The organism is Okeania sp. KiyG1, assembly GCF_014132355.1.
GTDB lineage: Bacteria > Cyanobacteriota > Cyanobacteriia > Cyanobacteriales > Microcoleaceae > Okeania.
The window spans coordinates 74,985-94,152 of record NZ_BLZO01000118.1; the positions used below are offsets into that span (position 1 = coordinate 74,985).

The 19,168-nt window shown below is 42.1% G+C and carries 16 protein-coding genes; 9 read left to right on the top strand and 7 right to left on the bottom strand.

Features of this window, described 5'->3' with window-relative positions; genetic code table 11:
- Nucleotides 1–3 precede the first annotated feature (3 nt).
- Nucleotides 4–507: a transposase gene (locus SAGCYANO_RS45820; protein ID WP_237396785.1), complete on the top strand. Its 504-nt coding sequence runs from the start codon at nucleotides 4–6 to the stop codon at nucleotides 505–507.
- Between the two features lie 583 nt (nucleotides 508–1,090).
- Here SAGCYANO_RS45820 and SAGCYANO_RS28205 read toward each other — a convergent pair.
- From SAGCYANO_RS28205 to SAGCYANO_RS28225, 5 genes are all read right to left on the bottom strand, one after another.
- Nucleotides 1,091–3,223, bottom strand: a complete 2,133-nt coding sequence (locus SAGCYANO_RS28205; RefSeq protein WP_202223107.1) for an FkbM family methyltransferase — start codon at nucleotides 3,221–3,223, stop codon at nucleotides 1,091–1,093.
- A gap of 1,422 nt (nucleotides 3,224–4,645) precedes the next feature.
- Nucleotides 4,646–5,428 (bottom strand): glycosyltransferase, encoded by a 783-nt coding sequence (locus SAGCYANO_RS28210; RefSeq protein WP_202223108.1) that lies wholly within the window; start codon nucleotides 5,426–5,428, stop codon nucleotides 4,646–4,648.
- 37 nt (nucleotides 5,429–5,465) lie between these two features.
- Complete coding sequence (locus SAGCYANO_RS28215; protein WP_202223109.1) at nucleotides 5,466–5,840, bottom strand: hypothetical protein; 375 nt, start codon at nucleotides 5,838–5,840, stop codon at nucleotides 5,466–5,468.
- A complete protein-coding gene (locus tag SAGCYANO_RS28220; protein ID WP_202223110.1) occupies nucleotides 5,827–6,003 on the bottom strand; it encodes a hypothetical protein in 177 nt (58 codons plus the stop codon). Before SAGCYANO_RS28220 ends, SAGCYANO_RS28215 begins: the two co-directional genes overlap by 14 nt.
- Nucleotides 6,004–6,316: 313 nt before the next feature.
- Nucleotides 6,317–6,874: a hypothetical protein gene (locus tag SAGCYANO_RS28225; protein WP_202223111.1), complete on the bottom strand. Its 558-nt coding sequence runs from the start codon at nucleotides 6,872–6,874 to the stop codon at nucleotides 6,317–6,319.
- A gap of 418 nt (nucleotides 6,875–7,292) precedes the next feature.
- Between SAGCYANO_RS28225 and SAGCYANO_RS28230 the strand changes: the two genes are divergently transcribed.
- Entirely contained in the window at nucleotides 7,293–8,648 is a 1,356-nt protein-coding gene (locus tag SAGCYANO_RS28230) for a DUF642 domain-containing protein (RefSeq protein WP_202223112.1), read from the top strand.
- 31 nt (nucleotides 8,649–8,679) lie between these two features.
- Here the strand turns inward: SAGCYANO_RS28230 and SAGCYANO_RS28235 are convergent, their stop codons facing one another.
- Entirely contained in the window at nucleotides 8,680–8,982 is a 303-nt protein-coding gene (locus tag SAGCYANO_RS28235; RefSeq protein ID WP_202223113.1) for a hypothetical protein, read from the bottom strand.
- Between the two features lie 130 nt (nucleotides 8,983–9,112).
- The gene (locus tag SAGCYANO_RS28240; protein WP_202223114.1) at nucleotides 9,113–9,259 is read right to left on the bottom strand and encodes a hypothetical protein; all 147 of its coding nucleotides are present in this window, start codon (nucleotides 9,257–9,259) and stop codon (nucleotides 9,113–9,115) included.
- Between the two features lie 185 nt (nucleotides 9,260–9,444).
- On the opposite strand from SAGCYANO_RS28240, the gene SAGCYANO_RS28245 reads away from it, so the two are divergent.
- The 7 genes from SAGCYANO_RS28245 (at nucleotide 9,445) to SAGCYANO_RS28280 (ending at nucleotide 18,858) form a co-directional block, all read left to right on the top strand.
- The gene (locus tag SAGCYANO_RS28245) at nucleotides 9,445–10,947 is read left to right on the top strand and encodes a DUF642 domain-containing protein (RefSeq protein WP_202223115.1); all 1,503 of its coding nucleotides are present in this window, start codon (nucleotides 9,445–9,447) and stop codon (nucleotides 10,945–10,947) included.
- Nucleotides 10,948–11,020: 73 nt separating this feature from the next.
- The gene (locus SAGCYANO_RS28250; RefSeq protein WP_202223116.1) at nucleotides 11,021–11,254 is read left to right on the top strand and encodes a hypothetical protein; all 234 of its coding nucleotides are present in this window, start codon (nucleotides 11,021–11,023) and stop codon (nucleotides 11,252–11,254) included.
- Nucleotides 11,255–11,864: 610 nt separating this feature from the next.
- On the top strand, nucleotides 11,865–12,089 hold the full coding sequence (locus tag SAGCYANO_RS28255) for a hypothetical protein (RefSeq protein ID WP_202223117.1): 225 nt from the start codon (nucleotides 11,865–11,867) through the stop codon (nucleotides 12,087–12,089).
- Nucleotides 12,090–13,536: 1,447 nt separating this feature from the next.
- On the top strand, nucleotides 13,537–13,782 hold the full coding sequence (locus SAGCYANO_RS50735; RefSeq protein ID WP_375340009.1) for a zinc ribbon domain-containing protein: 246 nt from the start codon (nucleotides 13,537–13,539) through the stop codon (nucleotides 13,780–13,782).
- 378 nt (nucleotides 13,783–14,160) lie between these two features.
- Nucleotides 14,161–14,451 (top strand): interleukin-like EMT inducer domain-containing protein, encoded by a 291-nt coding sequence (locus tag SAGCYANO_RS28270; RefSeq protein WP_202223119.1) that lies wholly within the window; start codon nucleotides 14,161–14,163, stop codon nucleotides 14,449–14,451.
- 161 nt (nucleotides 14,452–14,612) lie between these two features.
- The gene (locus SAGCYANO_RS28275) at nucleotides 14,613–16,799 is read left to right on the top strand and encodes a polyprenyl synthetase family protein (RefSeq protein WP_237396786.1); all 2,187 of its coding nucleotides are present in this window, start codon (nucleotides 14,613–14,615) and stop codon (nucleotides 16,797–16,799) included.
- A 529-nt stretch (nucleotides 16,800–17,328) separates the two neighbouring features.
- On the top strand, nucleotides 17,329–18,858 hold the full coding sequence (locus SAGCYANO_RS28280; protein WP_202223120.1) for a hypothetical protein: 1,530 nt from the start codon (nucleotides 17,329–17,331) through the stop codon (nucleotides 18,856–18,858).
- Nucleotides 18,859–19,168 lie beyond the last annotated feature (310 nt).

Below are 19,168 nucleotides of genomic sequence, written 5' to 3' on the forward strand. Positions count from 1 at the left end.
CGATTGCAATACCTAAACAGGAATAAAACCAAGTTTTCCTCTAACTGGAAGAAAGCACAACTCAAGATAGCTCAGTTACACAATAGAATAGCTAACATCAGGAAAGATACATTGCATAAACTAACAACCTATTTGGCTAAAAACCACAGCCAGATAGTAATAGAAGACCTAAATGTATCAGGAATGATATCAAATCACAAGCTAGCTAAGGCTGTTGCTGACATGGGTTTTTATGAGTTTCGTAGACAGTTAGAGTATAAGTGTGAATTATACGGTTCTAAGTTAATTGTTGTTGATAGATGGTTTCCTAGCTCGAAGACTTGCTCTCACTGTGGTGAGGTGAAACAGTTTCTTTCTTTATCGGAGCGTGTCTTCAATTGCGAAGGCTGCAATTTTAGTTGCGATCGAGACCTGAATGCAGCGTTAAATTTAGCTATGGCGGTCAGTTCGACCGTGACAGCTTGTGGACTGGATAACGCCGACGTTGCCAGAATGAAGCAGGAATAGAACAGATAATCATAGATTTCTATAGATTATCATAGGTTTCTAAGAACGGAGATAGAAAAATATTTGGTAATGGTTGAAGATGGAACATTTTTTTATACCGAATTAAACGGACTTGATATCATACCATGCATGAAAAAAGAATCTTATATCAAATCCGGTTGAATACTTAATTATATAGTTGAGAGTAGGGGACTCACCCCTAACCCCCCGGTGGAGGAGAGCAGGGGAGATTAAATAGACATCTCCAATCATCAAAAATCAAATCAATTATCGTACATAAATTATCAATTATTTCCTCCTACTCCCTACTCCATAAGCGTGGTGGAGATGTCTAGTATTGAAGTAATTTAAGAAATTATCAACAGTCTCTTATATCAGCAGATTCGGTAGTGCAATTAACCGGATTTGATATTACGAATAAATAAGTGTGATTAAAAGACAAGAGCAGGAGATATCTCTTTGACAAAAAAAGAGAATTTCTAACCTAAAAACTGGTATTGAAGCCATTCCCATACAACTCCTGACTCCTGACTCCTGTGAAATCACACATTTATTCAGCAATGCCAAAATTATGTACGTCCCACTACCTAAACAACGGCAAACTATTCCAAGGGTCAAAAGAAATCAACTTCTGGGATGGAAAATGGGGGCGACAGAAAAATTTGCCCTGTTGGTTGAGCATGGAAGCAGCAAAAGAGAAAGTGCTATTCGATATTGCTACAGCATCAGCGTGACTTAATACATAAAAATCTCTATAAAACTCTGCCTCTGGTAACTCAACTCCTAAATCTTTTGCTGTTATCGGTTGATATTGGGCAAAACACCCCAACACTGCTTCTACATCGTCGCTGGCAACATAAAGTATCGGATCTTCCAGAGTCTCCCAGAAACCCCGCAACCATTCGCCATACCATTCCCAAGGAGCTATCCAATGAGGGTAGAGATAAAAATAATCTCCCAGTCGTAAATGTATTGCCACTATTGTCTTACCTTTTGCCTTCAGACCTTCCCAGGCCACCTGCATTTTCCCTTGAATTTCCTCAACTGGTTGAAATAGCGATCGCCAATATTCTTGGTGTTTGACATAGTAAGCGGTGTGATATTGGAAATATCCCCAAAAATCAACATTGCTTAAAGTTTCTGGGGAATTGACAATACTAGAAATCGACATATTGCTTTCTATATTTTCGGAAATAACTGGGAGCGGTCGCCTAATTAGCAGGTCGTCTAACCCAAAAATATTTTTTCCGATCCACTCTGGGGTTTCTACTCGCAAATTATGTTCTTTGGCATAGATTTTTAAGAAACCGTACTGGAAAAGTTGATTGGCAAATCCGCCATTGTTGCCCAAAGTTGACATGGTAATAGTCGGTTTCTTGACATAAAAAGCATCGCCCCAAGAATGGTGATAAGGTGTGGTCGTTGCTACCCGATCAAAACCTACTTTTTCCAGAAATTCGTCGATATCGTCAATTAAGGGGCAACCTTGATAAATTTCCTCATAATTGACTTCAATATTAATCCCATCTATAAATTGCAACGCATTGCTCGCCCCTTGCAATGCTAACAATTCAGCTCCTTGAATGTCGATATTAAGGAGATTAAAATCTTCCGGTGGCAATTCTAATTCTGCCAGGAGACTATCCAGAGTTTTTGCCTCTACAGTTACTTTAGATATTTCTCTGGTATAGATACTCTGGTCGCTATCATCTTTTGGTGATAAAATCGAACTGCTTTGCTCATTAGCAGCAATGTGCAGATCCACCAAACCATTCCGCTCGCATAAAGCATAATTAGCTACTCGCACCTCTGGCATTCCTGCCATCTTTTTCTGGAGGCGGTCAAATACTTTGGGGTTAGCTTCTACAAACAATACATTTGCCATTCCCATTTCTTGATATGCTTGAATTTCTTCCCCTTCATAAGCACCAATATGAATTACGCCCCTTGGTTGAATCGAATTTTGCGAACAAAGTTTTGCCAAATCGAACATCTGGGGAAACTGCCCCAAAACTCCAGAAACAAAACGCTCGTTAACAGCTAAAAAGTTACACCATTGCCAGTCTTCATCTGCGGGCAAAAATTCTGGTTTGTAATCTAATTTATCAGGCAAAATTTTAAACAAAGAATAGCGATATTGTTGTAGGAATTCAAAAACAGTTTTCAAGGAAATTCCTGCATCTTTAAAAGTACTGCCATATTCAAATTGGAGATAATCTATTTTGCCCGACTGCAACATTTTTGTTGCTCCTTTTAAGACATCCAACTCACTGCCTTCAATATCAATTTTGAGGAAATTAATCCGTTTAATTTGCCACCGTTGACAATAAGCATCAAGAGTGGTAAGCAAAATTGGAAACTGCTTGGGCGTTCCTAGATGAAACAATTTTTCATCTTCGGAGTTACGGCGATATAAAGTATTAAGGAAGCGAGTATCCTGATAATCGTAAAGGATTTTTATTTCTTCCGAATTAGACAGGGCAAAGTTATTGGCAAAAACTTGCCCAAGACTAATTTTTTGGGCGAGATTACCTACTAATTTTTGGTAGGTTTGCGGGTGAGGTTCAAAACTATGTATCTCCAGGCGATCGCCTCCGCATTTTAAAACTTCATCAGTCCACTGACCGATATACGCACCGACATCAAACACAACATTTCCAGAACGAATAAATCTGGCAATGACATTTAATTCTCCAAGGTCAAGGGTAGCTTTCATTATCAAAAAAGAGGACGCAAATCAAATCTATCTTTAATTTTTTTATCAACCAAAGATATGATATATACTTAATATTGCTGAGTATATCATATCATGTCCGGTAGCATCGATATTGTATAGAGAAGGTAAGGAAGAAGGAAGAAGTAGGGGCGATTTCCTAGGTCATGCTCCGCAAACGGGTAATTAGGAGCATTCCGGAACGGAAATCGCTCCTACAAGAGAAGGAAAAACTTTATATGGTGCTAGATATTTCCCCAACTTTATACACAAACGATACCAACGGACATGATATCAGTTCGTCGATCAAAAATTTATCTCCAATGCAAATATTAATATTATATCATGTTAGGTTGAATAGTTATAAATAAACGACGGAGGAGTCAGGAGTCAGGAGGGAATAAAGAAGGAAGAAGCAAGAAGGAAGAAGCAAGAAAAAAGAGAGACGTTGCTGATTCTGGGTATAATTTTGCCCCCCTAGCCCCCCAAAATTGGCAGGGTCAATTTATTGTCACCAGAGAAAAAGGGAGTAGGGGAGCGGGGAGTGGGGGAGTGGGGGAGTGGGGGAGCATTTGTCAATTCATTGTCAAGGGAGAAAAATTGTATCCTTTGAAATTTTGTACATCTTGCTAGAGTTAGTTAACCAAAAATATAGAGTTGTAAATATTCTAGGCGCGACAATGAATTAGCCCTGCCCAAAATAGGGGGGAATAAAACTCTAAAATTCCCCCTTGATCCCCCTCCCGTCCCCCGCAGGATCGGGGGAAGCCAGATGTTGCTGCGCTTTTTGTTGAACGGGGGATGCGCGGGGGCGAAGGCGAGAACAAAACAATCGCACATTCATACTTCAATTCAGCAACGCCAAAAGAGAAAGTTTTTTGGTCGCGTCAGCGGAACGGAGTTATATCGCTAATTACAGCCCTTTTCAGATTGATAAACCACATCATCATAACCAAAAACCTATAAGGGCGAATGCCATTCGCCCCTACTGTGGTTTACTGAAATGAAAACCGCTGTAGGGCTTGCTGAATAAATATCAAAGCATTTACAGGTAAAGGTTTTAGACTTTTTAGGTCTGAAATACCTTGATTTTCAGCCCTTCATGCTCATGCATTGAGCGTATTTTGGGCGAGAGTTGGGCAAAAAAATACTCCCGTACGGACGCCCTTATGCAACGTCCCTACCCTACTCCCCTACTCCCCTCCTGGGAGGGGGAGGGGCGAGGGGTGGGTCCCCTACTCCTTAAAAAAGACTAGTGAAGCGCAAACCCTAATTATCCGGACATAATATTAGACATCTCCAATGATAAAAAATGAAATCAATTATCCCGCATAAATTATCAATTCTTTCCCCCTACTCTTTACGGACGCCCTTATGCAACGTTCCTACTCCCTACTCCATAAGCGTGGAGGAGATGTCTATTAATTATGAATTCCCTAGTCCTAACAAACCCTCGATCGCATCCACAGCCACCCCAACACCATCTTCTGCTTGTAGCAGGCGACCCACACTAGCTGCTCGCTCCTGATAAACTGGGTCGAACAACAACTGCTTTAACTCCGCAGCTAGTACAGCAGCAGAATAGCGATCGCGACTCACTTGCCGACCCACACCTAAGCTCACCACCCGCGCTGCATTATCATAACGGTCAAAATCATCAGGTACTATCAACGTTGGACGACCTGACAACATTGCCTCCCCAGTAGTACCCACTCCTCCATGATGTACGATCGCCATTGACCGGGGAAAAAGTTCTGAGTGTGGAGCGTAATCAACTGCAATTGTTCCCTCTGGAAGTAACTCTGACGACACTTGTCCCGCTTCCTTTCCCATCAACAAAACAGCCCTATAACCCAACTCTTTCAAAGCAGTGGCAGCCTCAACGTAAAAGTTACCGGGAGTCATAACTGCCAATGAACCCAAAGTAAAAATGATGGGAGACTCTCCACTATCTAAAAACTGCATCAATTCTACAGATAAACCCTTTGAGTTTTGTGGGCGGTAAAAAGGAAAACCTGTAACCACAGTTGAGGACGGCCAATCTAGTTGTGGGGCTGCCAACAACTCTGAAAATAAGGCTAAAACTAAATATGGCGATTGCAAATCACTAACTAGAGGATGACAACTGGGTGCTAAACCAAGTTCCTTTCGTAGTTGTCGCCAAGGGGCGAAAAAGAAACGCGATTGCCACTGAAGATGCCTTGCCATACCATCTTGCATCCCTGTTACTTGTATTCTTTCGTAATCAGAGAGGGGGGATATTTCCGCTCCAAAGATAACTTTGAAGATCGTAAGCAGATAAGAAAGAGTAGGGCGAGAGGATACAAGATACCCAAGGGATGCCAATTTTTTCTGCCACCAGAGAACCTGCAAAAGTGAGGGGATGAGTTATTAGTAAATCTGCTCCGGTGCTTGCTGCCATTAGGTCGGTGTAACTAGCCCGTAAATGCGGCATTAACATATAACAGACAACGTACTCGATCGCTCGCCCTTGGGACACCATCAGACTCAGAAATTCCCCATCTCTTTCAAAATTTGGCAAACTATCTGGTCTGACTGGATAAAATTCAATACCTTGAGCTTCCACTTGTTGACGGTATCTCTCGCTAGTGGCGATCAAGGGTAAATGACCTCGTTTTTTTTAAACCTTGAGCGATCGCTAGATAAGGATATAAGTCACCCAAGGAACCGAAGGTAGTCAGCACAATGCGCTTACTGTTGGTTGTTTGGGACTGCGTGAAGCCTATGTTTGCTTGGGAATTGAGTTCTGTTTTGTAATTCATTTCAGTGAACAGTTATCAGTATTTTCCTTATTTCAGGACTTACGCAGAACCACCATATCTTGTAGGGGCAAATGGCATTTGCCCTCTAGAAGTAGCGTATTGTCCAAGAGTTTGCGTAAGTCCTGATTTTCCTTTTTTATCCCTTACAAAGGGGAGGCTTTATACCTTATATTTTTGGTCATATCTAAAATTCTATAATTGTATCATGTCCGGATAATTAGTGACAAAAAAACTTTCTCCCTTTAAACCTTTCTTTCCCTTATGCCTTCTGCCTTCCTTCGTCCTAAGTGTAACTATTCAACCGGACATGATATTAGTCATCTACCAGATACGGTTTGACCTCAATCGTCAATACATCTTCTGGTACATTATTGATTAAATAATTGTAAGTAGGTTTCTGTGTTTCGAGGGGTGATGGTAGGTTGCCAGTAGAAGAAGCAGACCAGGATTGGTCAAACTCCATCCACAATTCCTGCAATTGATGATTAGTAGCACCATCGGCTAAAATTCGTGTCACCACTTCATATATACCTAATAATTCATCCATATTGTTACGGGCATAAATTTGGCCATTTGCTATCGCTCCATCCATAGTTAATCTACCTGCTACAATATCTCTAAAGGTATGAGAATCGCTACAGAAATCTATTGAGTTTGGTGTTCCTAAATACTCAAAGTTAAGTTGAAGGCGATCGCCCCCCTGGGCACTTACTTGTAATATAGTACCATCAATAGCAATCGTCGCAGTTTTTTCAGACACAATATGCACCAAATTTTTCCATGTTTCCCCACCCTGGAGGCGAAGAGTTTCTATCAAGCAGCGTAACCATGTGGCTAATTGTTCCTGACGTTTTGTGGTAGTATTTGTCATTTCAGCAAACAGTTATTAGTTATGAGTACCTCTAGCTTATATTAATATCATGTCCGGATAATAGCGTGATAAAAAACCATTACTCTTGAAACCTTTCTTTCCCTTCTGCCTTTTGCCCTCAGCATAGCTGCCTTCCTTCCTCCAAAGTGTAACTATTCAACCGGACATGATATAACTGCTTCACAAAACTGATACAAAGCGTCACAAAAAAATTACGAATTGGTGTATACAACTTGTCTCTTGGTCAACATTCCCTCTGTTAGTCTCATGGATATGGCGAAGAGACCTGCTCTTGACAGAGCCACTCCGCAAAAATGTGTCTCGGTATTGACACTGAGCTTTTCTGAAGTTATGCTGAAAACTGTAAACTTTTCCACAACTCATCTCATCAGATATGAAACGAATATTACCTTGGGTGATGTCAGTGCTACTGGCATTTACCTTTTTGAATATCAGTCCTTCATCAGCGATCGCTGCCGATAATATAGTAGTCAATGGCAGCTTTGAAACACCCGAAGTCGAATTTGTCGATTTCAAACGTTCAATTGAAGGGTGGGATTTATCTGATGGACTGGCAATTGAAATTGATAGTAAATGGGTAAGCAAGCCCTTTGAGGGGTCACAGCTTGTGGAAATGGACAGTTATAGTGTGACTGGAATTTATCAGGATATTCCCACTGAAGCGGGTAAGACCTATAAACTTACCTTTGCATTTAAGGGTAACCCTGACACTCCTGAGAGCAAGCTGAATGTAGGTTGGGGAGATAGCATAGTTGCCAATCTCAGTAAAACAGCAGCGGATACTGAATGGGAGACTTATACCTACGAGCTCAAAGCCACTAGCACCAGCACTCGTCTGAGCTTTGACAATCTTGATGAGATATCAGATGGTATGGGTAGCTATATTGATGCAGTAAGCGTGGTGGAGAAGTCTCTTGCAGTCATTGGCGAATTTGGCCGTATTTCCAACCTGAACCATGAAATACAAACGGTTAGTCTCAGCCATAACTTTACTGCTCCGGTTGTCTTAGCCTTACCTCCTTCCTTCCTCGGCTCACACCCTGTAGCAGTACGCTTGAGCAACATCACCAGCAATAGCTTTGATGTCCGACTGCAGGAACCTAGTAATTTTGATGGCACCCATACAACAGAAACCCTCAGTTTCATAGTCCTAGAAGCTGGACAATGGAAACTTGATGATGGCACTGTTCTGGAAGTGGGAGTCCATAATACATCAACAACCGTTGGTAGGAACTTGGGCAGTAGCAGTTTCGATACAGTGAACTTCAGCAGCGAGTTTGGTGCTTCTCCAGTAGTATTTACAGAGCTACAGACCAGCAACGGCCCTGATTTTGTTTACACTCGCCAACAACCAGCCACTACTGATAGCTTCCAAGTGGCCATGCAAGAAGAGGAGATCAAAACTGATGGTCACACTGAGGAAACCATTGGTTGGTTAGCTATTGAAGCAAGTGATACCGGCAATTGGTCAGGTCATAAGTATCAAGCTCAAATTGTCAGCGGTATTCAGGAAAATTTTGTCAATATCGGCTTGAGCGGTTATGAGGAAGGGCCACAGTTGATTGCGGCTATCGCCACCTACAACGGTCCAGATAGTGCTGGACTGCGGTATCAAAACTTAACTAATAACGGTGTTGAAATCAAAATAGAGGAAGAGACCAGTTTAGATGAAGAAACCGATCACACTACGGAAAATGTCAACATCTTGACGATCGAGGGAAGTGGGGAACTCCAAGCTGCTCCGGCAAGCTAATTGCTTCCTATACTTTTATTAGCGAGCAATGCTAAAGATGGGGAGGAATATGTAGAACTGGACAGTTTGGATCAAGTAACTCAAATCTATCAGGATATTCCCACTGGAAAGCTACATGAGTAAGGCTAGTTTTCGCATCGGAAGATTTCTTACCGACATTTGGTGAAAAACCCGTTTGCGCAGCATTCCGTAGGAAAAGGTGAGAACCTTCAGGAAAGTGTGTTAACCGTGGCTTGTATCGTTCAGCAGCAGGAATATTAATCAATGCAGACTGCAATGGTGCAGCTAACATCACTAAAAAAGTAGCGACACAGCTAAGTTTAGACTTAGCCAAGGTCAGTAGGGAAGTTTTGATGCTTCCACAGCAATATAAGTTAGATAGTCTAACTAAAAAGTATCGTAAGCAGTGCGTTGCGTGGCAATAGCGCCCGCACCCATCACATCTGCTTAGAATCCAGGGTGTTTTAACCCCTGGAGACATCAATTAGGCAGAATACTACTTGAATTATCAATTGTCCATTCCTAGAAAGCACAATCTCTTCCCCTTCTAGAGAAAAGCGATCGCCATTCTTAAGTGCCGCAGTGGCGATCGCTTCTGGCCTCAAGTCCAATTTCTAAAACTCAGCCGCTCTCTACTTCAGTCGAATTTGACAGGTTGATAGGGGTTAATTTTTTTGTCTAAAATTACTGCTACAGGGACAACATAGTGAAAAAAAATGTGTATCGGTATTGACACTTAGCTTTTCTGAAGTTACGCTGGAAACTGAAAACTGTTCGACAACTCATCTCATCAACTATGAAACGAATATTACCTTGGGTGATGTCAGTGCTACTGGCATTTACCTGCTTGAATATCAGTCCATCATCGGCCGCTGCCGAGAACTTAGTATTGAATGGCAGCTTTGAAGATCCAGCGATCGACACAGTACTAACTTACGAAACTTCATTTAATGGCTGGAAACTGTCCAAGGGTTTCTTGATGGAAATAGACCGCGATATCTTCTATGGAGCAAGCAATGCCAAAGATGGGAAACAATATGTGGAACTGGACAGTTTCAATCAAGTAACTCAAATCTATCAGGATGTTCCCACTGAGGCAGGTAAGACTTACAAATTAACCTTTGGATTCAGCCCCCGTCCAGAAAACCCAGAAAACAAGCTGAATGTCCATTGGGGAAATACCACTATTGCTAAACTGGAGGCAAATGGGGAAGGTTTATCTAAAAGCGATTGGCAGGATTATAGCTATGGCGTTAAAGCTACAGGCACTGAAACTCGTATTAGCTTTGATAATCTCAACGAGACACCTGATGGTCTTGGTTCCTTAATTGACGCGATTGGCCTAGAAATTCTAAATTGTGATTTGGGGGATGATGATTGTACGATTATCATTCCTCCCGATGGAACATTTGTGATGCCAGTCACTATTCCGATTCCAGAAGATGCAGGGGTACTGCCTGTGGATTTAATCCTCACCCAAGACTTGACCAGTTCCTTCTCAGATGATTTGCCAACTCTCAAGACAGTGATTCCTGACTTAGTGACAGAATTGAAAGCTGTCCAACCCGATACAAACTTCGGTCTGGCAAGTTTCGCAGACAAGAAGATTTATGGAACTCCTGATTATTATGTGTACAAGACGGAGTTGCCTCTGACGAGCGACAGTAGTGTATTTGAGGACGCAGTTGCAGGGTTAGCCACTCTTGGAGGAGGAAAGGACTTCCCCGAGTCATCCTTGTCAGCTCTGATGCAAGTTGCTTTACGGACAGATGGCGAGTTGGAATTCCGAGATGAGACTCGTCGGATTGCTATTATCTCTACAGATGATGCTTATAAAAAAGCAGGGGATTATCCACAAGGTACGCCAAACAATGGAGATACAGTTCTCGATGAGGCAGAAGACTATCCTTCTGTGGCTCAGACGAAGGACGCAATCAATAATGCTAATATCCTTCCCATATTCCTAGTAACCAGACCTTTCATATCCACCTATAATAACTTGGTGAGTCAGTTAGGGGTAGGAGCTGTAGTCGAACTGCAGCCTGACAGTTCAAATTTGGTTGAAGCTGTACTGGAAGCAATAGAGATATTAAACCAAACTGTGACTGTTGTGGCCGTAGATGATGATTACGGTTATGTGCAAAGCATCGATCCGGACTACTTTGAAAATGTTGTTCCTGGCTCGGAATTAATAACCTATGTCACCTTCAAAGATACTGGACTAGGTAGCGGAGATGATGTGACAATTCGCGCTCTAGGAATTGGCGATCTAGTTGTTGATGTTAAAGTCCCTTTGTAATCTCTATCCGTTGAGCGATGGCGGAGCGTGACCAACGGTTGGGTAAGTTAGGATAAGTTCAGTAGAACGGAAATTGACTGATGGCCAAATGGCGGTCGCTCTTTTGCCAGAAAGGTTGGGGAAGACAAAAATTCTCAAGGGCGATCGCTTAAAGGAATATCTAACATTATGTCAATTTTTGTCCAATTATTCGGTTTCTGTTGTTAGTTCCAGAAAAAAATCAGAAAACCCCACCAACTTTGATGTCGGCAAGGGGTCTCCCGTTATACATAAGTTAACGGGAGGGGAATTGCCGAACAACAAATAAACCGCGTAGCGTCCGCTTATTTCTTGCATTTTGTGCTTTTTTGTGTTATTTGTATCATATCAGGAGTAGCGGTAGTACGCACCTGAGAGAACCATGAAAACAAATAGTGAGTATGGGGTTCAATTGCTGAAGTTAAGCGTCAACCCATGAAAAGGTAAAACTCTTGAGGGAACTTTCCGGAGTACAGAATTGTTTAGTACAAAAAGGCGGTGGGTCTTGTAGTCTGGTGTCTGTGCAGGGTTAAGTGGCTGCACTCCCTGTGTTTCGCTCCGCGACATGTAACGCGCAGCGTTGCGCCAGCAAAACAGAAAGCCCGCGTCCGTGAGGTTGGTCCGCCTACATCATAATCTTTGATTTGATGTAGGAGAACGTCACGAAACGTCTTAATACATAGAAGTTGAACATAAGTTAAGACCTATAGAATTAAAGACCTTGAAAGAAGGAAAATTCTGGATGATTAATATCGGCCCACTCAAAAACAAGGTGATAGAAAGAAAACTCAAAGGAAAATGAAAAAAGCACTCCAGACACCACTTCTACTCCTTATGTACTATATCCAACTGACTGTGTTGAAATAGTCACACCGCTCAAAGGTGCCCTTGAGACTTTTGTGATGAATTTAAGTACTACTGAAGAAGCCATTCTCTATACAGAGATAAATAATCCATTTAGTGGGCCTCGTACAACTACCTACGAACCCCTAGAGAGTTTTGGTTATTTATGGCTTACAGACCGTGAGGGAAAATACATAATGTGCAACAATACATCGCCAGATCGAACCCAGGACATTCCCCTAGAGGTTATTATCTCTTCGTTGGGTACTGAACCTGCTTAACGAAGTCGATCGCAACATTCATGCAACAAAGCCTTATTTCTCAGTAGAAAAAGCCATTAAACTAATTGACATCTCCAGGGGTTGAAACACCCTGGATTCTGTGGCAAATCCACCGCAAATGGGACGGGGCGTTTAAAGTGCGGAAATAAATTCCGCACGCAGCCCCTCATAAATCCACATTTGCTTAAAGCCTGTCAACAGACTCCTAAACTCCTCCCTCGGCATAGATCGAAATCTAGCTGTGAGTTTACTTTTTTTTGTTAGCTTTCACGAGTGGTTTTACTCGCACTGGTTGGAGCAATCTTCTCGCTGCTCTAGCTGCCTACTTGCTTTTCGATGCCGAATGCGGAGCTAACAGCCGTCGTAGGAAGTTAATTCCCCGTCTCCTGTCCACCGGAATTTCACCGCAAAGCACGCTCATGTCATGGCGACAAACCTTGTTCCTTATTCCTCTAGTATAGCAGATTTTTACTTCGCTTTATTACCCGCGTGTCGTTTTTAACCAGCCGTTAAAACGGGCGCTGCGTACTTCCTCCCGACACTTTTTAGGTTTAATCGCTTTTTTGAGTTTGGGGAGCGCGATCGCGCTACCCCGCAAACTACTATTGGGACTCTATCAAAAACAAAACCTACAGTCAAGACTCAAATGACAAACAAAAATTAAATATTTAGGGCTTGCTGATTAAATCTAAAAGTATTTATATATAAAGGTTTTAGCCTTTTTAAGTATCAAAAAGTGCGAGGTTTTAGGTGGTAATGGTGAAAAAATTTAGGATTTTGGTCAAGAGTTGGGCCGAAAAATCAAGGGACGATTCTTCCTACTATCTCCTCTATAATTCCCCTAACTCCTGACTCCTGACTCCTGACTCCTCCCCTTACCACTCATACTTTTTCAGCAAACCCTATTTACAGCGCTTTTCAAATTGATGAACCACATCTTCACAAGCAAAAATCATGTAGGGGCGCCATTCGGAGCTTTGCGGAACGCAAATGGCCATTTGCTTCGCATAACTATCGTTAACGCCCCTACTGTGGTTTACCCAAATGAAAACCGCTGTAATATGACTTTTTCATCTCGACATATATACATTCAACTGCTATAATTATCTACGTTAAACTTTAGCTCTATTTTTTTCTAGTAAAAGTAATCCAGATCGATTGACATACTCCCGACGTTGCCCATGGCGCGACAACACGGGATTCTTCAGTCATAAAAAAAAGTGACCGCTGTTTTAACAGAGGTGATGTCCTCCCCCTGTGTTGACCTTGATAATAACATGCATATCTCCTAGCTTGTCAAGGGTATAGGAAGGTTTTATTTGTGGAGGTATCCGACTCAAGGCCCTGGCTTTCATCCCGACGCTCCCCTAATAGCTGCCGCACTTGCTCCGCCTTTTCCTGACGGAATGCTCCGCTTGCCATGTCGGCGACAGCCGTTAACGCAGTTATGCGAAGCGCAAAACGGGAGAGCGCGGGACTTCCCGCTAGGGAAGTTAAAAAAGCATTGTTCTTTTTAATACCAGTGTTTTTGATAAGTATCAGAGAGTGGGATTGTCCAGAGTGTGGTAGCCACAATGACCGTGATATAAACGCAAGTATAAATATATTGGCTGCGGGAGGAGCAGTGTCAGCGCCAGTCGCTCATGGGGGAAACTCCCAAGACCGCGCTGGCTTGTCTGTGGAGCGACTGTAAGACCATCTGAGAGTAAATCCCCGTTTGCGGAGCATTCTGTAGGAAAGGCGGGTGCGATGGAGCGGGAATCCCGCTCTGTCTCGTAGAGCAGCGTCGGGAGGATGTCAATATCAGACAAAATTAACCAGCGTTGGTGAAGCGCGTGTATGATATTAATCCTAATTATTTAGGAGTCAACCCACCCCTCGCCCCTCCCCTCCCAACCCACCCTAACCCCTCCCAGGAGGAGGGAAGTCAGGAGGACCGAGTCAGGAGGTTTGAAAGAAGAAGAAACAGTAGTAGAAGAAGAAAGTTTTTTGTTTATGCTTTTATCCAGACAAAATATCATACCTCTTTTCACCAACGCCAATTAACCAATAGAGCAGACGTAAAATTAACATGGCAATAAAAAAAATCACTATAACTGCTACATCCAATGGCTATACAGCCAAATATTATGAAGGAGGAGTACCCAAAGCCAAAATTTATATCGATGGCCAAGAAATTAACTTCGGCAGCTATAGTTGGGGTATCAATGTGGCCGTATTCGATGAAGTCACAGGTAAACCACTATTTTGTAACAGATTTGATACTCCCATTGGCAACAGCTACATCTTTGCTGATTTCATCAACAACCTGCCAGAAGGAAAGATAGTTGCCCTAGCAATCAAAGGCAATCTAGTTCAATAATAAAAAATAAAATAAATTATTCCACAGAAACTATCAGTTCTTTCCCCCTACTCCCTACTCCCTATTAATATTATTATTTGTTGCTTGTTGTACTAAAAAAATGTGTTTCATGTTAAGTGATAAAATGTTTGTCTTGAAGAGTATTGAGCTATAGAAAATTTATGTTTGCCATATTTTTATGTTGTATAGTCTTGAGTTTTTTTACTTGGTTAGTGTACCAACCTGATGCTCACAAATCAAAGCGTTCTCAAAAACCAGCAAAAACCATTGTCTCAAACGATAAAGCAGAGAACTACTACCGATATCCTTCCAATGGGAAGTCTGATTCAGTTTTGTTAACAGTTTCTATTGAAGTGCCAAAAGGACAGGAAGCTGAAAAAATAGAGGTCCAAGGAAACGGAAGAACTGTTCTATTAGCAAATGAAAGCCAGTCTAATGGTAATGGTAAGACTAATTCAGTCTTGGTAAAAATTTCCATAGAAATGCCCAAGGAACAGGAACTCAAAAAACACGATCATCAAACCAACCAAGTAACTGCTCTAGTAGCTAACGGACATCAATCTACTGCTAATGGTAATGGTAACAATGGAAATCAAGGTAGTAGTAACGGCCATTTAGCCATAGTTAACACTGCTCCAGAAGTCAAAGTTGAGCCTACTCAAGTCCACCCCCCTAAACCAGATGATAGCAATGGTAACAATGGAAATCAAAGTAGTAGTAACGGCCATTTAGCCATAGCTAACACTGCTCCAGAAGTCAAAGTTGAGCCTACTCAAGTTCACCCCCCTAAACAAGATAATAGCAATGGTCACAATGGAAATCAAAGTAGTAGTAACGGCCATTTAGCCATAGCTAACACTGCTCCAGAAGTCAAAGTTGAGCCTACTCAAGTTCACCCCCCTAAACAAGATAATAGCAATGGTCACAATGGAAATCAAAGTAGTAGTAACGGCCATTTAGCCATAGCTAACACTGCTCCAGAAGTCAAAATTGAACCTACTCAAGTTCACCCCCCTAAACAAGATAATAGCAATGGTCACAATGGAAATCAAAGTAGTAGTAACGGCCATTTAGCCATAGCTAACACTGCTCCAGAAGTCAAAGTTGAGCCGACTCAAGTTCACCCCCCTAAACCAGATGATAGCAATGGTGGATCTGTAGGGACAGAAACTACTATACCATTGCCTAACGGAGGTAGCATACAACTACCAGATGAGGCAGAGAGTATTGCAACTCCTCCAAGTCCAGAGAAACCCCAGTTTGATAAGACTATTATTAATGAGACATTGCAACAATCTCGACAAGCAATTACTGGCAGGATTATGCAGTTTATTGATTTTAAGCGCGATATATCCGGAGGTTATGCTCCGCTATACGAAATGCTGAAAGATTATCCATTTCGTAAGGGGAAGATGTTGCGACCTACAATGTGTATTAGTGCAGCAAGGGCAATGGGAGGAATGGGGGATAGAGCTTTGACAACAGCGGCAGCTCTGGAGCTATATCATAATGCTTTTTTAATACATGATGATATAGAAGATGGTTCTGAGTCTCGGCGGGGTAAAGAAACTCTGCATCACGCTATTGGGATAGCTCGGGCAATTAATGTTGGCGATGCTACTAATGTTTTAGCCGTTGGTCTATTACTGGAAAACCTATCGGCGATCGGCATACAAAAAACTCTCAATGTCTTGCATGAAATAGAATTTATGGCACAGCAATCTGTGGAAGGGCAAGCAATGGAGTTGGATTGGGTGGCTAATAATACTGGTCATCTAACAGACCAAGACTATTTTACCATGTGTGTCAAGAAAACTTGTTGGTACACTTTTATGACTCCCTTGCGGATCGGTTTAATTATTGGACACCCTACGGCGAATCTTACTGAGCTAGTTAAACCTCTGGCAGATATAACTCGGTTTGGGATGATTCTGGGGATTGCTTTTCAGATTCAAGACGATCTACTTAATATATTGGGAGATTTGAAAACCTATGGTAAAGAAATAGGGGGAGATATCTATGAAGGTAAACGCACAATTATGTTGAATCATGTTATTGCTAACAGCAACGCTGCGGATCGGATTTTAGAAATTTTGGCGCTGCCACGGGAACAGAAAACACCAGAACAAATTGAGTTTATTCTGGAAGAAATGAAGCGTTGCGGTAGTATCGACCACGGTTGGTATTTAGCTCGAACTCTCGCCAACCAAGCTGACAATATTTTTGAGTCTATGGATTTTCTCAGGCCAGAATCTCCTTTGCAACCGGGAGAAAATTGGGGATCGTCTCTGCAAGACCGTCGCTTTCTGAAACAACTGATTAACTATGTGATTTATCGAAATTTGTAAAATTAGGGAATAGGTATGGAGGGAACAGGGAATAGGGATATAGATAAAGATAAGCTCTCTAGTTGACTTTTTATCAAAACATAGCACTACGCAAATAGGTTATACCAAGTCCGGATAATCAATGATAAAAAACCTATTCCCTATTTGTAAAATTAGGGAATAGGTATGGAGGGAACAGGGATATAGATAAAGATAAAGATAAGCTCTAAGCTCTCTAGTTGACTTTTTATCAAAACATAGCACTACGCAAATAGGTTATACCAAGTCCGGATAATCAATGATAAAAAACCTTTTCCCTTCTAACCTTTTCTGTCCTCACAGGAGTGCGCATTCCCTCTGTTGGTCAGCGTTCCGCAAGCGAGCTGGCGTCGTCGCGGGGTCGCACCGCTTCTGCCTTCTGCCTTCCTTCCTCTAAAGTGTAAGTATTCAATCGGACATGATATTACTTCTGAATTCTGACTTCTAACTTCTGACTTGCGCGTAGCGCCATATCACTACTACCCAAAAAATTTACAAGATTTAGGCAAATATGAACTCATTCCAACTTCCGCAACTTCAATTCCAGCTACAACCTGGTTCAACTGTGCTTCTACGAATGTCTTTTCACAACCGAATGAAGGAGGCTATACTGTTACGCCCTACTTTAGATGATTGGGTAGTAGATGGCGATTTAGTTGTATCGGCAAACCAAAGCCTCGAACCAGAATACATTTATCTGTTTTCGGGTAGTGATGCTAATCAAATGATGACAATTTCTCTTCCTGGGGATGTGTTACCTGGACAAAGGTTAAAAACTTGGTTGCGATTTCCTGGCATTCAAGAAGAGGCTATTCCTATTGATGTAGCATTTATGCCAGTCGTACAACCGCATCCTCAAGTTGTAGAGTTTCTCCTTGTTGTTAAATTTCCTATTTCTGGGGAAACTAATTCTGGATTTTCTCATACTTTAGACCCTACTATGGCGGGTATTTTTGGCTTAATATCAGGGGTCATCGATCTGGATAAAATTCCTACTCGTTGGTTGGTGGCAGAACTTTTAATCGTTATTGCTCAAAAAGGAGAAGAATACGCTCAAACTTTACCAGGCAGTAAATTGCTGGAACAACTTAAACACACTGTTTTTTATCAAAATGGAATAGTTGCTCTTACCTCTGCTCAACTCCCTGGTTGGATATCTGAAAGTTTGACGATCGCTAATACTATTTTAGGGGGCAGCACTCAGACACCGGGAACCCAAAGATTACTTTATATCTGGGAAAGATGGTTATTGAGTTTGGTTGAAACAGATGTGGAAGCAGAGGGGGTAGGTAAGCAAATTTTTGTGCCACCATTTTTGGCAGAAACAGTAGTTGCTAAATTAGGGACGGATACCGATCGCTGGTTGGGTAATATTCTCTTGGGTTTAGCAATGTTGTCACCTCGTATTGGTAAGACTTTGGGCACTATTGCCGAACTTGTAACCCCCATAGCTATTGCTGATGCCAAGGCAACTGAGGCGGGTTATGTTTTGGCAACAGCATTGCCGGGATTAAATTTCTTGCCAGTACGGTGGTTGGTAGTGGAACTATTGGTAGTTCTTGCCCAAGTAGGAAATGAGTATGCTGACAGTGAAATGGGACATCAGTTAAGCGATCGCCTGAGTCGTACTCGCTTCTTTAAAAATGGTGTAGTTGCTTTAGCATCGGCAAAAGTGCTTCGGTGGCTGCAGATTAGTCAGTCGTCTGCTACTGCTTTTGCTAATTCCATTGGTGGTACAACAGGAATGGGAGGAATGTTGATTTTTTGGGAATTGTGGTTGTGGAGTCTGCTGCCAGATAACAGTAATATTCAGAGCTTAGTTCCCAAGAATTCTACCAGGGAAGCTTTGAGCGCAGAATTCGGAATGAATGGCGATCTTTGGTTTGAGGCAATTATTTTGGGGTTAGCAGTTATTTCCCCCAGGATAGCAACCATATTAGAAGCGATCGCTACTTTAGCACCAGAAGTTGTAACTCGCCCCTCCCAACCTCAAACTCTTGTTGAAGATGTAATTGGGGAATCTAAATCTATTCAACTTTGACAATGAATGAACGGCGTTGGTGAAGCGCGTATATGATATTAATCTTAATTAGGCGTTGCTGATTCTGGGTATGATGCAGAGCTAGCCGAGCAAGCCAAAATTGGGGGGAATAAAACTCTAAAAGTCCCCCTTGATCCCCCTCCCGTCCCCCTTGAAAAGGGGGAAGCCAGATGTTGCTGCGCTTTTTGTTGAACGGGGGATGCGCGGGGGCGAAGGCGAGAAAAAAACAATCGCACATTCATACTTCAATTCAGCAACACCCTTAATTATTGAGGAGTCAACTCACCCCTAACCCTCCCAACTCACCCCT